The organism is Aquabacterium sp. G14 (assembly GCF_037482285.1).
In the GTDB taxonomy this organism is placed as follows: domain Bacteria; phylum Pseudomonadota; class Gammaproteobacteria; order Burkholderiales; family Burkholderiaceae_C; genus Aquabacterium.
In genome coordinates, this window is sequence record NZ_JBBEYB010000029.1 from 1 (window position 1) to 11,909 (window position 11,909).

Annotated in this window: 12 protein-coding genes; 8 read left to right on the forward strand and 4 right to left on the reverse strand. The window is 65.8% G+C overall.

Annotated features, from left to right (window positions below):
* The first annotated feature begins 86 nt into the window (after positions 1-86).
* The gene (locus WIT60_RS16560) at positions 87-1,043 is read left to right on the forward strand and encodes an IS1595 family transposase (RefSeq protein WP_103826989.1); all 957 of its coding nucleotides are present in this window, start codon (positions 87-89) and stop codon (positions 1,041-1,043) included.
* A gap of 36 nt (positions 1,044-1,079) precedes the next feature.
* On the opposite strand, the gene WIT60_RS16565 is transcribed toward WIT60_RS16560, so the two are convergent.
* On the reverse strand, positions 1,080-1,520 hold the full coding sequence (locus WIT60_RS16565) for a CBS domain-containing protein (protein ID WP_339584938.1): 441 nt from the start codon (positions 1,518-1,520) through the stop codon (positions 1,080-1,082).
* Between the two features lie 90 nt (positions 1,521-1,610).
* Here WIT60_RS16565 and arfB point away from each other — a divergent pair, with 90 nt between their 5' ends.
* Both arfB and WIT60_RS16575 read left to right on the forward strand, forming a co-directional pair.
* Complete coding sequence (gene arfB / locus WIT60_RS16570) at positions 1,611-2,024, forward strand: alternative ribosome rescue aminoacyl-tRNA hydrolase ArfB (protein WP_339584939.1); 414 nt, start codon at positions 1,611-1,613, stop codon at positions 2,022-2,024.
* A 143-nt stretch (positions 2,025-2,167) separates the two neighbouring features.
* Complete coding sequence (locus WIT60_RS16575; RefSeq protein ID WP_339584940.1) at positions 2,168-4,675, forward strand: DUF2339 domain-containing protein; 2,508 nt, start codon at positions 2,168-2,170, stop codon at positions 4,673-4,675.
* A 16-nt stretch (positions 4,676-4,691) separates the two neighbouring features.
* Here WIT60_RS16575 and WIT60_RS16580 read toward each other — a convergent pair whose 3' ends face one another.
* Together WIT60_RS16580 and WIT60_RS16585 are read right to left on the reverse strand one after the other, a co-directional pair.
* Complete coding sequence (locus WIT60_RS16580) at positions 4,692-5,576, reverse strand: metal-dependent hydrolase (protein WP_339584941.1); 885 nt, start codon at positions 5,574-5,576, stop codon at positions 4,692-4,694.
* A 15-nt stretch (positions 5,577-5,591) separates the two neighbouring features.
* On the reverse strand, positions 5,592-7,118 hold the full coding sequence (locus WIT60_RS16585) for a flavin-containing monooxygenase (protein ID WP_339584942.1): 1,527 nt from the start codon (positions 7,116-7,118) through the stop codon (positions 5,592-5,594).
* 193 nt (positions 7,119-7,311) lie between these two features.
* On the opposite strand from WIT60_RS16585, the gene WIT60_RS16590 reads away from it, so the two are divergent.
* The 5 genes from WIT60_RS16590 to WIT60_RS16610 are packed head-to-tail and all read left to right on the forward strand — an operon-like array spanning position 7,312 to position 11,052.
* On the forward strand, positions 7,312-9,486 hold the full coding sequence (locus WIT60_RS16590) for a C1 family peptidase (protein ID WP_339584943.1): 2,175 nt from the start codon (positions 7,312-7,314) through the stop codon (positions 9,484-9,486).
* A gap of 41 nt (positions 9,487-9,527) precedes the next feature.
* Positions 9,528-10,322 carry a CHAP domain-containing protein gene (locus WIT60_RS16595; RefSeq protein ID WP_339584944.1) on the forward strand — a complete coding sequence of 265 codons (795 nt, stop codon included), beginning with the start codon at positions 9,528-9,530 and terminating at the stop codon, positions 10,320-10,322.
* 41 nt (positions 10,323-10,363) lie between these two features.
* Complete coding sequence (locus WIT60_RS16600; RefSeq protein ID WP_339584945.1) at positions 10,364-10,504, forward strand: hypothetical protein; 141 nt, start codon at positions 10,364-10,366, stop codon at positions 10,502-10,504.
* A gap of 7 nt (positions 10,505-10,511) precedes the next feature.
* Positions 10,512-10,850, forward strand: a complete 339-nt coding sequence (locus WIT60_RS16605; protein ID WP_320365804.1) for a nucleotide pyrophosphohydrolase — start codon at positions 10,512-10,514, stop codon at positions 10,848-10,850.
* Positions 10,825-11,052, forward strand: coding sequence for an ATP-binding protein (locus WIT60_RS16610; RefSeq protein WP_339584946.1), 228 nt, complete (start codon positions 10,825-10,827; stop codon positions 11,050-11,052). The genes WIT60_RS16605 and WIT60_RS16610 overlap by 26 nt, the downstream gene beginning before the upstream one ends.
* 36 nt (positions 11,053-11,088) lie before the next feature.
* Here the strand turns inward: WIT60_RS16610 and WIT60_RS16615 are convergent.
* Positions 11,089-11,852 (reverse strand): IS5 family transposase gene (locus tag WIT60_RS16615; protein WP_339583436.1). Its coding sequence is split into 2 segments (ribosomal slippage): positions 11,089-11,537 and positions 11,537-11,852, totalling 765 coding nucleotides; the frame shifts between segments, so codons are not numbered across the junction.
* Positions 11,853-11,909: the final 57 nt, after the last annotated feature.

The following is an 11,909-nucleotide window of genomic DNA, read 5'->3' on the forward strand; positions in this document are numbered from 1 at the left end:
CCTGATTAGAAACCTGCCTCAGCGAGGCTCACCCCATGAGCTTGTGACTCACTAATCTGTGGTCTTCTTACAGTGGGGTGAGCACCATGGCCTTCAACCAGATTCAGTTCCAGCACGGCATGTCGATTCCGGAATTCCTTCGTAGCTTTGGCACCGAGGCACAGTGCGCCGAAGCGATCAAGGCCGCGCGCTGGCCTGAGGGATTTCGCTGTCCGCGCTGCTCCAGCAGTGATCACTATGTGGTCGGCCACGGTGTCCGTAAGCTCTTCCAGTGCAATGGCTGTCGGCATCAGACCTCCCTGACCGCAGGCAGTCTCATGGCACACACCAAACTGCCCCTGACGACCTGGTTCTTGGCCATCTACCTCATCAGTCAGGCCAAAACCGGCCTGTCTGCCCTGGCGCTCAAGCGTCAGCTTGGCGTGAGCTATCCCACTGCCTGGCTGTTGCATCAGAAGATCAACCGGGCCATGGCCTCGCAAGACGCCACCCACCAACTCAGCGGCACGGTGCAACTCGATGACGCTTACCTCGGAGGCGAGCGCACAGGCGGCAAAGTCGGTCGGGGCTCCGAGAACAAGGTCCCCTTTGTCGCGGCTGTCTCGGTCAATGATCACGGGCATCCGATGTTCATCAAGCTCAATGTGGTCAGAGGGTTCACCTCTGAAGCGATCAGCAAGTGGGCCAAGTCCAATCTGGCACCGGGCACCAGCGTGCACAGCGATGGTTTGGCCTGCTTCAGTGCGGTGGCCGATGCCGGTTGCCTTCACCTCCCGATGGTGGTCGGCTCCCTCAAGCCGCGCGACCTGCCCAGCTTCAAGTGGGTCAACACCGTGCTGGGCAATCTCAAGACCACGTTGGCCGGAGCCTTCCATGCCCTGAACTACCGCAAGTACGCCGAGCACTACCTTGCTGGCTTCGCCTACAGGTTCAACCGCCGCTTCGATCTGCGTGGTCTGGTCGCAAGTCTCATCGTCGACGTCGTGAGAGCAAAGCCCATCAAGGAAAAGACGGTCAGGTCGCATGCTGAGGCACGTTTCTAATCAGGACTTCAGAAGCAATGGCGTGAGGATACTGGCTCAGGCGCGCTCGCCCGTGATGTAGTGCTGCAGTTGCTGGATGATGAACTCCTGCTCGGAGATGATGTCCTTGACCAGATCGCCAATGGAGATCAGGCCCAGCAGCTTGCCCTCGTCCATCACCGGCAGGTGACGGACGCGCTTGTCGGTCATCAGCGCCATGCACTCGGCGTTGGTTTGCCTGGGGTGCACGTACATGACGGCGGTGGTCATGATCTCGCTGACGGCCGTGTCCTTGGACGAGCGGGACATCAGCGCGACCTTGCGGGCGTAGTCGCGCTCGGTGACGATGCCCACCACGCGTTCGTCTTCCATCACCAGCAGGGCGCCCACACCCTTGTCGGCGGCGAGCTGGAGGGCGTCATAGACGGAGGCACGGGGTCCGATGGCGAAAATCGCCTGATTCGGCTTGCTCTTGAGGATGTCGGCGGCTGTTGTCACGGAAGTTCTCCTGGGTGATCCAAACCTGTTGGATCATCATCGCTGCGCGGCGGGGTGGAGGCAAGTGGGGGATTTATCATCCCATCCACCATGTCCCTGCTTTCCAACCACTCCCATGTGTGGGAACACGAAGTCGCCTACCTGGCGATTCGCGCGCAGGGGCCGGGAGGGCAGAACGTCAACAAGGTGTCGTGCGCGGTGCAGTTGCGCTTTGACGTGCGCGCCTCGTCGCTGCCGCTTGAGGTGAAAGAGCGCTTGCTCGCCCTGCCCGACCAGCGCCTGAACAAGCAGGGCGTGATCGTGATCAAGGCGCAGTCGTCGCGCAGCCTGGAGCAGAACAAGGCCGAGGCGCTGGGGCGTTTGCAGGCCATGGTGGCCGAGGCCTCGCAGGTGCAGGCGGTGCGGCGCCCCACCAAACCCACCTGGGGATCGAAACAGCGTCGTCTGCAGGGCAAGGCCGTGCGGGCCGATGTGAAGGCGGCGCGCGGCAAGGTGCGGGAGTGAAAACGACACCCTCTTGATGTGGGGCATTCGGTGCGCAAAATGGGCGCAAAATCGCAGGCGATGACACATTTTGTGTCGGTTTGCAGCATCGGCTGCGTCCTCCTGGGTCTGCACCTTGTCTGCCACGCGGGCGGAGTCTCTTCATGAGTGTGTTTCTGTTTTTGGCCCTGGTGGTGACCTGGGTGATCCTGGGCTCGCGGCTTTCTACGCTGAATCAACGCCTGACTGAGCTGGAGCGCCAGTTGCGGGCGTTGGCCGAGAAGGCCTCGCAGCCACCCGTGCCGACCGGCGTGAGCACCAAGGCGCCCGACGTGGCGCCCGTGCCGCCCGAAGCGCACGCCGAGGTCGATCTGGATCCCTCACTGAGGTCGGCGCGTAGCACCCGGCCAGCGTTCAGCGACACCGTGCCCATGTCCATGCCCGCGCCGACCGCAGGGGCCGAACCTCTGGTGGCTTCCCTGTCGCAGCCGACACCCGAGCCGGTGCGTTCGGCCGAAGTCCGCGAGGCCGCGGGCCTGTCTTTCATGGGGCTGATCAAGCGCAATCTGTTTGCCAGTGCGGGCATCGGCCTGCTGCTGCTGGGCTTCACCTTCCTGCTCAGCGCCTTGTCGTGGCGCGAGTTGCTCTCGCCGGGGATGCGCATTGGCCTGGCCTGGTTGGTGGCGGCCGGCATCGGCTATGCGGGCTGGCGTTTCGGCCGGCGCAACCCCTTGTGGGGGCAGATTTTGCAGGGCGGCGCCGCGGCGGTGGCCTATCTGGCGACCTATGTGGGCGGGCACGCTTATGGCCTGTTCTCGGAGACGACGACCCTGGGCCTGTTTGCAGCCTTGTCCGCGTCGCTGGTGTGGCGCGCGGTGCGTGAAGACGCCAAAGTGCTGGCCGGGGTGGGTTTCTTGGGCGCGTATGCGGCGCCGGTGTTGGCCATCCAGGCGCAGCAGAGCCTGTTGTTCAACCTGCTCTATGGCCTGCTGGTGACGGCCTTTGCGCTGGCCTTGAGCTGGCGCCGCCGCTGGATCGAGATCGCTGTGCACGCGCACCTGTGTGCGGCTGGGCTGGCGGCGGTGACGTATGCCGCGCGTTGGGCCACCCAGGCCGAACCCTTGTCGGTGGGCATGCAACAGGGTTTGCTGCATGCCTACCTGTTCCAGTTTGGCGTGTGGTGCGTGGCCTGGGCGCGCACGCACACCGATGACGAGCGCGAAACCAGCTTGCTGGCGGCCTGCCTGGCCATGGTGGCGGTGGTGTACCTGGCGATGCAGAACTGGTTGTGGCCCACCGGCACGGTGTTCGAAGGCGCGGCGGTGGCCCAGGCGGTGGTGCTGTCCGGGTTGGCGCTGCGGGTGTTTCGTGCAGCAGTGTTGCGCGAGACGGCCTGGGTGCTGTGCGCCTTGAGCGTGGCCATGGCCATCGCCCAGGCAGACCTGAGCTCGGCGGTGATGGGCCTGGGCCTGTTTGCCGAAGGCGTGATCATGACGCTGTCGGTTGACCGCCGCTCGCTGGTGCGTCAATGGCTGGCGCGGGCGCTGGTGCTCATCGGCGTGGCGACGATGGGCATGGACTCGGCCTGGGCGGCGGCGCTGGTGTGGCTGGTCGCCATGCCCTTGTCCCTGCGTTATGCACGCTCGCTGGAGGATGTTGATGGCTGGCTGTTCGCCTTTGTGGCGGTGATTGCCGGAAGTGTGGGCCTGTCTTTGGTGGTGCATGAACCGGCGCTGCGTGTGGCCGCCCAACTGGCCTTGTTCAGTGGCATGGTGGCGCTGGCACTGTGGCGTCGGCCGGTGGCCTGGGTGCCCGCACCCGCACTGTTTGCGGTCTGTGCCTTGATGCAATGGGGCTCGGTGCTGGTGCACAGCTCAGGGGTTTTCGGTGTCTGGCAGTGGCTGGCGCTGTCCGTGCCGGTGCTGGGCGGGGCGCTCTGGCTGCTGCGTCATGCGGGGGAAACGCTGTGTCCACCGCTCTGGCAAGGTGGCATGGTGGGGGCGGTCGAGCTGCTGGTGTCGCAGTTGCCGGCCATCGCGGCCTTGAAGCTGCTGGATGCACCCGGGATGCCGCTGGCCTTGAGCACCTTGGGGCTGGCGCTGCTCGCGCAAGGTCGCGCCGCGGGTTGGTTGGACCGGGTGTGGCGCACCCCGGCTGAGGTGGAGGTGCGCCCCACGGCCACGGAGAGTGCCCATCTGGGCCTGGTGGCCGCCGCCATGCTCATGGCCTTGATCGGAGAGGTGGCTCCGATGGCGCAGGTGCTGGCCGGGCCGGTGGCCTTGTGGATGCTGGCCGTGTGGGTGCGCGCGGGTGAGGGGCTGGCGCACGATGTGCGCCGGGTGCTGGCGGCTTTGACGGCCGTGGTGTTCGCCTACGTCTGGGTGGCGCAATGGCAGCAGGGCATGGGCTGGAGCCTGGCACGCCACAGCATCCTGTTGCCGGTGCTGGTGGCCGCGGTTGGGGTGGCGTGCCTGTTCCTGAGTGCGCGCCGGCAGCGGCGTCAGGCCTGGGTGGTGTCCGCCGTGGCCTGTGTGCTGTCGTCGCTGAAATTGCTGGCGCTGGTGGGCGGAGCGCTGTTTTCACCGCTGGGGGCGGCCCTCAGCCTGCTGAGCATGGGCGGCTTGTTCCTGCTGGCAGGTTACCTGGCGCCCCTGCCGCCGGCCGAGCGCTGAGGACCGGGGCGGGGCCTCAGGTCGCTGCGGCGTACACCTCGCGACCCGCTTCCACCGGGTCGCCCGAGCGGTTGAAGGCCTCCACCCACACCTGGTACAGCGGCGACGGCGCATCCTGCCAGGGGTGGAAACCGGGCTTGTAGTAGCGCCAGTAAGCGCGCCAGCAGCCCATGAACATGCCACCGGGGCCATAGACCCAGCCCAGGCCCTTGGCAAACAGCTTGACGCGTTGCCAGCGGCTGAAGCCATCACGGCGCAGCATCGCATTGGTGAAAGACAGCACGTTGAAGTTGAAGGCCAGCGTGGTTTCAACCAGCGCCAGCACGCGCCGCGGATACCAGACCTTGGCCACCTTCTGCATCACGTCGAAGGCCACGGCCTTGTGCTCCATTTCCTCCATGGCGTGCCAGGCGTACATGGCGAACATGCGCGGGTCAGCGTCGCCCATCACGGTTTTGCGTGTGAACAGGGCCTCTGCCATGATGGCGGTGAGGTGCTCGGACGCGGCGGTCAGCGCCAGCGTGTGCTTCTTGGGCAGGTACTTGCGCAGCACGTCGAACAGCCACCATTTCATGACGCCTTCCAGACGCGCCACGCGGATGCCCTGCTTCGTCAGGTGTTCGTTGAACTGGCTGTGGACGATGCCGTGCTGGCCTTCCTGCCGCATGAAGTGCTTGATCTCTTCCTGTAGCTGCGGGTCGGTGACCTGATCGCGGAAGTCGCGCACGCAGGAGATGAAAAAGCGCTCGCCTTCCGGGAAGATGGTGGACATGGCGTCGCAAAAGCGCGTCTTGAACGCATCGCCGCCCAGCCAGTACTTCGGGATGTCGCGGTCGAAGCCAAAGGACAGCTTCTCGCGCGGGACGATGTCAGGGTGGGCGTAAGCGGCAGAGGTGGACATGGCCAAGGCTCGACTTCAGGCGTTCACGGCGACGGCCGCGTGCACCTTCGCAGCATGGGCAGGACGCGCGGCCTTGTCAAACACCAAACAGGGGTCTTCGACCGGGCCGTGACGCAAGACCTGGGCGTCGTGGTTCGGGTCCATCGCCATCACCCAGGGGCCGCTGGTGCCTTGGCGCGGCAGGTGGGCCAGCGCACGTTGCACATAGCCGGCGCCAAAGTCGAGCAGCGGGCGGGTGGGCATGTCGGGCGAGGGCAGGCGCGGGCGCACCACGGCGTGGCCGTGCTGGTCCATGTAGGCCAGCAGACGGCAGAAGTGTTCGCACAGCAGGCCCACCTTCAGCGTCCATGACGAGTTGGTGTAGCCCACGATGAAGGCGAAGTTGGGCAGGTCGCTGAGCATCATGCCCTTGAAGGCCACTTTCGTGGACAGGTCCACGGCTTCGCCATCGACGGTGAGCGTGATGCCGCCAAACAACTGCAGGTTCAGCCCGGTGGCCGTGACGATGATGTCGGCCGGCAACTCCTGACCCGACTTCAGACGGATGCCACCCGGCGTGAAGGTGTCGATGTGGTCGGTCACGACCGAGGCCTTGCCGGCTTTGATGCTCTTGAACAGGTCGCCATCGGGCACGGCGCACAGACGCTGTTCCCACGGGTTGTAGGGCGGGTTGAAGTGCACGTCGACCGGGTAGTTCTTGGGCAGTGAGGCCTTGTTGACGAAGCGGATGATGCGGCGTGCCGCCTTGGGGTACTTCTGACAGAAACGCCAGATGCCGCGTTGCAGCCCGATGTTCTTGCGGCGCGCAAAGGCGTAGGCCTTGTCGGCGGGCATCAGCTTGCGCGCCAGGTTGGCAATCGGGTCCTTGGCGGGCAGCGTCATCACATAGGTGGGCGTGCGCTGCAGCATGGTCACGTGCTGCGCGTCCTTGGCCATCGACGGGATCAGCGTGACAGCGGTGGCGCCCGAGCCGATCACCACCACGCGCTTGCCGCGGTAGTTGAGGTTCTCGGGCCAGTGCTGCGGGTGGATCACCTGGCCTTTGAACTTGTCGATGCCTTCGAAGCGCGGCGTGAAGCCCTGGTCGTAGCGGTAGTAGCCTGCGGCCGAGAACAGCCATTTGCAGACGATGGTGTGCGTCTCGCCGGTGTCGGTGTGCTGCACGGTCACGGTCCAACGGGCCTCTGCGCTCGACCAGGCGGCCGAGACTACCTTGCGGTGGTAGCGGATGTGGCGGTCGATGCCGTTTTCAGCGGCCGTCTCGCGCAGGTAGGCCAGGATGTCGGGGCCGTCGGCGATCGCCTTGTCGTGCACCCAGGGCTTGAACTCGTAGCCGAAGGTGTGCAGGTCGGAGTCGGAGCGGATGCCGGGGTAGCGGAACAGGTCCCAGGTGCCGCCCGAGGCGCTGCGCGATTCAAGGATGACGAAGGACTTGCCGGGCTGGTCGCGCTGCAGGTAGTAGGCCGCACCGATGCCGGACAGGCCTGCGCCAATGATCAGCACATCGGTGTGCTCGGGCGTGGGGAAGGGATGGACAGACACGGCAATTCCTTAACTGACATCAATTGATTTCAGATTTGGATGGTGTGGAGAACGGGCGTCGGGCGCATCAGGGATTACCTGCCCTCCCCCCTAAGGTTAGTGATGGGCACCCGGCCCCCGCTCGATAAGATGAAATCTCACAACGTGAGAAGCGCGCCCCCGGGCCGCCACTCCTCACCCAAGGAGGCCGGACATGCCCACCCGACAGCTTGTCATCGGCCAGCGCACGGTGTCGCTGGACGCCCGCCCCGATCGCCTGGACCTGCGCGATCGGCCCTACCTTCCCCCGCTGGGCAACCTGCCCGCCCAGTGGCCTTCGGACGCCGAGGTGAAGCAGTGGCTGCCCGCCTACGCCGCCGGGGGGCACCTGCTGGACCAGGGCTCGGAAGGCGCCTGCACCGGCTTCGGCCTGGCTGCGGTCGTCAACTACCTGCTGTTTGTGCGCGATGCGATGGGCGACGCCAGCCAGGCGCGCCGCGTGAGCCCGGCCATGCTCTACCAGCTCGCCCGCCTGTACGACGAATGGCCGGGTGAAGACTACGAAGGCTCCAGCTGCCGCGGCGCGCTCAAAGGCTGGCACCGCCACGGCGTGTGCCGCGAGGCGCTGTGGCCCTATGTGCTCGATGCCAAAGGCCGCCGCGTGCACGCCCCGCCGCTGGAAGACCCCGCCCAGCCCAACGACCCCGACCGCAACTGGGACGTGGACGCGCTGGCCTGCACCCTGGGCGTGTACTACCGCGTGGACATGCGCTCGGTGGTGGACATGCAGGCGGCCATCCGTCAGAACGGCGCCCTCTACGTCTCGGCCACCGTGCACGAAGGCTGGGCGGTGCCCACGCGCAAGCAGCTGCGCGGCCATGCCGACCTGGTGCGCATCCGGCCCGTGGCCCAGCCCAAAGAAGCGGGCGGCCATGCCTTTGCGCTGGTTGGTTACAACGAGCAAGGCTTTGTGGTGCAGAACTCCTGGGGCAAGGGCTGGGGGTCTTACGGCTTTGCCCTGCTGCCTTATGAAGACTGGGTGATGCACGGCACCGACGCCTGGGTCTTCACGCTGGGGGTGCCCTCGCACCGGGCCGTGTCGGGCAAGCAGCCGGTGTCGCGCTCGCCACGCTTTCTGGTGCCCTTTGGCTCGGCCATGTCTGCCGGCGCGCCGGACCGCCCGGCCGGCCTGATTGCGGGCGATGACGCCCTGACCCGCCGCTACCGCGACATCCAGAAGCCCGAACACCGCCCGCTGGACGCCGACCAGGCCTACCGCCACACCATCGTGCTGGACCGCGGCTTTCCGGTGCGCAACGACATCACGGCCGAGAACGCCCTCACCGCGCTGGCATCGGCCGTCGTCAGCCGCCCGCTGGCCTGGCTGAAAGAGCGTGGCAGCATCAAGCTGTTGATCTACGCCCACGGCGGCCTCAACAGCGAAAGCGACTCCATCAGCCGCATCCGCGTCATGGCGCCCTACGCCCTGGCCCACGGCATCTACCCGCTGTTCATCAGCTGGCGCTCGGGTCCGCTGGAAACCGTGTCCGACCTGGCCGAGGAATGGGCCGCCAAGTTCGGCCTGGGTGTGCGGGGCGCGCCACCGGCCAAAGGCTGGCTTGACCGCATCACCGAGGGCACCGACCGCATGCTGGAGCCCGTGCTGCGCGCCCCCGGCGGCGCCATGTGGGGCCAGATGAAGCTCAATGCCGTGCGGGCCAGCGAAGACGCCCAAGGCGGCGTGCGCCTGATGGTGACGCACCTGCAGGCCTTGCAACAGCAGCTGCCGAATCTGGAGATCCACCTGATGGGCCACTCGGCCGGCAGCATCGTGCTCGGGTCCATGCTCAAGCAGCTGGGCAAGGTGGGCCTGAAAGCCGCCAGCACGCGGCTGTTCGCGCCGGCCTGCACCACGCGCTTTGCGCTTGACCACTACGTGCCCGCCGTCAAGCAAGGCGTGCTGACCGCCAAGGATTTCCACATCCATGTCTTGTCGGACCAGAACGAGCGCGACGATGCGGTGGGCCCCTACCGCAAATCCCTGCTCTACCTGGTGAGCCGCTCGTTTGAAGACGCGCACAAGATGCCGCTGCTGGGCATGGCCAAGTGCTTTGAGGCGGCCTCGGTGGCCCCGGCGGCGGGCGACGACATGTGGGCACGCGACCACCTCAAGGACGTGGCCCAGTGGCAGAAGTTCTGGGATGGCCTGGGCGTAGGCGCCACCAACCTGCAGATCCTGCGTGAGCGCCGCGTGGCCAACGGGGCCGGCACCGAGGCGGCCTCGCACGGCTGCTTTGACAACGCCATCGACATCATCGGCCAGGCCCTGGGCTACATCGTGGACCCGGTCAAACAGCCCAAGGTGCGCATCGAGCGCCTGGCGGACTGAGCGGGCGCACCCCCAACCTTCCTGTTCTGCAAGGAGCCACCATGAAGTACCCCGGTCGCGTCATCAAGATGGGCGAAGCCGACGCCCGCATCGTCAAGGCCCTGAAAACCGCACTGAACAAGGCGCTGGTGCTGCGCGGTGGCGAGGCGCTGGCGCTGGACCCCGACAACCCCCGCTTCGGGCCGAACATGAAGCAGGCCGTGCAGCTGTTCCAGGCGCGGCACCTGGACGACCAGGGCCAGCCGCTGAAGATCGACGGCGAAGTGGGCTCGCTGACCTGGGCGGCCCTGTTTGGCGCCGAGGGCGTGCCCCAGCACCAGGATGCGGCCGACCCCTTCCTGGCCAGCGTGCTGGCCGTGGCCGGTGCCCAGGCCGATGCCGGCGTGCGCGAACAACCGCGCAACAGCAACCGCGGTCCCGAGGTGGATGCCTACCTGCGCCGCGCCGGGGTGAGGCCCGGCCTGGCCTGGTGCTGCGCCTTCACCTACTGGTGCTTTGACGAGGCCGCGCAGCAAGCCGGCCGTGCCAACCCCATGTTCAAGACGGCGGGCTGCCTGGCCCACTGGCAGAACGCGCCCAGCCGAGGCGCCCGGCGCCTGCTGGCCCGCGACGCCGTGGCCGACCCTGGGCGGGTGCTGCCCGGAGCCGTCTTCATCATGGACTTTGGCGGCGGGCTGGGTCACACCGGCTTTGTGGAACGCATCGAAGGGGGTTACATCCACACCATCGAAGGCAACACCGATGCCTCGCAAGGGCGTGAAGGCGGGGGCGTGTACCGCCTGCAGCGCAAGCTGGCCAGCATCAACAAGGGTTTCATCGACTACGGTGGGGTGTGAGGCAGGCCGGGTGGGCGTGGCCGTCCACTAAGATGCGGCCCATGAAGTTCACTTACCTTTTCGGCATCATTTTGGCCAGCAGCGCGCTGGGCCTGCTGTCCACCCACCGCGGCCTGCGCACCGTGACCGCCGCCGTGTCGGCCGCGTGCGCCATCTGGGGCCTGGCCAAGCTGCTGGGCTGAGGCAGACATGAGCGACAGCCTTGCGCAACTGGCCCAGGCCCTGCAACGCTTTGCGGCAGAGCGGGACTGGGGCCAGTTTCATGCGCCCAAGAACCTGGCCTCGGCCCTGGTGGTGGAGGCGGCCGAACTGCTGGAGCCCTTCCAGTGGCTGACCGAAGCGCAAAGCCGCGACCTGCCGCCTGACACCAAGGAAGCTGTGGCCCAGGAAATGGCCGATGTGCTGCTGTACCTAGTGCAGCTGAGCACGGCGCTGGATGTGGACCTGATTGACGCGGCGCAGCGCAAGATGGTGATCAATGCGCGCAAGTACCCGGCCCCCGATGGCGCGTCCCAAGGCCCTGCCTGAGATCGACCCCGATCGCTGCACCGGCTGCGGCCGCTGCGTGGCCGCGTGCGAACCCAAGGTGCTGTGGCTGGAGACCGATGGCCCCAACGGCTGGGGCCGCAAGCGCGCGGTGCTGCACGATGAGAGCGGCTGCACGGTGTGTGTGCAGTGTGTGATCGTGTGTCCGTTTGATGCGGTGAGGATGGTGAAGACAGGCCTGTGACATGGCAATGTCTCATACAGAGTGGGCTAGGGCCTGTTAACACATCCGAAGTCCATCAGCGACGAGCACGAAGCTGATGAAGCCCAGGAACATGAGGTCGAGTTTCTCGAACCGCGAGAAGATACGGCGATAGCCTTTGAGTCGACGGAACAACCGCTCCACCTCATTGCGGCGCTTGTACATCTCGCGGTCGTAGTCCCACGGTTCGTTCCGCGTCTTCATTGGTGGCACCACCGGAATGAAACCCAGATCCAGTGCCAGCTGCCGTGTCTCGTTGCCTTCGTAGGCGCGGTCCATCAACAAATGCACCGGCCTGCTGGCGGGCCCAAGACTGCTGAGCAGGCGCCGGCCTTCGGGTGCGTCGTGTGCCTGCCCAGGCGAGAGGCAAAACGTTACGGCCGTTCGAGCATCCGCGGCAACCATATGAATCTTGGTGTTCCATCCGCCTCGGGACTTTCCGATGGCTTGTGGGCCGTTTTTTTTAGTGCCCCCGTGCCGTCGGGATGGACCTTGATGCTTGTGGAGTCCAGCGAGACGGCTTCGATCCTGATACGCACGACTTGCGCACGCTGCAACTCCTCGAACATGCGATCCAGGACGCCAGCTTTGGTCCAGCGATTCATGCGCGTGTAAATCGTGTGCCAGTTGCCGAAGCGTTTGGGCAGTCCGCGCCACTTGCAACCATGTTCGGCCACATAAAGGATCGCATTGACCACCTGCAGATTGCTCAGGCTGACGTTGCCACGCTGCCTGGGCAGGCAGTGTTCGATGGTAGCGAATTGTTCGGGCGTGATCTCCATGTCGGAGATTTTCTGGCGCAATCGTCGCCGTCGCCATTAGTGTTAACACGCCCTAGC

Coding starts and splice junctions, on each gene's coding strand:
- WIT60_RS16560 (WP_103826989.1), top strand. CDS start 87: ATGGCCTTCAACCAGATTCAGTTCCAGCACGGCATGTCGATTCCGGAA.
- arfB (WP_339584939.1), top strand. CDS start 1,611: ATGTCCCTGCTTTCCAACCACTCCCATGTGTGGGAACACGAAGTCGCC.
- WIT60_RS16575 (WP_339584940.1), top strand. CDS start 2,168: ATGAGTGTGTTTCTGTTTTTGGCCCTGGTGGTGACCTGGGTGATCCTG.
- WIT60_RS16580 (WP_339584941.1), bottom strand. CDS start 5,576: ATGTCCACCTCTGCCGCTTACGCCCACCCTGACATCGTCCCGCGCGAG.
- WIT60_RS16590 (WP_339584943.1), top strand. CDS start 7,312: ATGCCCACCCGACAGCTTGTCATCGGCCAGCGCACGGTGTCGCTGGAC.
- WIT60_RS16595 (WP_339584944.1), top strand. CDS start 9,528: ATGAAGTACCCCGGTCGCGTCATCAAGATGGGCGAAGCCGACGCCCGC.
- WIT60_RS16600 (WP_339584945.1), top strand. CDS start 10,364: ATGAAGTTCACTTACCTTTTCGGCATCATTTTGGCCAGCAGCGCGCTG.
- WIT60_RS16605 (WP_320365804.1), top strand. CDS start 10,512: ATGAGCGACAGCCTTGCGCAACTGGCCCAGGCCCTGCAACGCTTTGCG.
- WIT60_RS16610 (WP_339584946.1), top strand. CDS start 10,825: ATGGCGCGTCCCAAGGCCCTGCCTGAGATCGACCCCGATCGCTGCACC.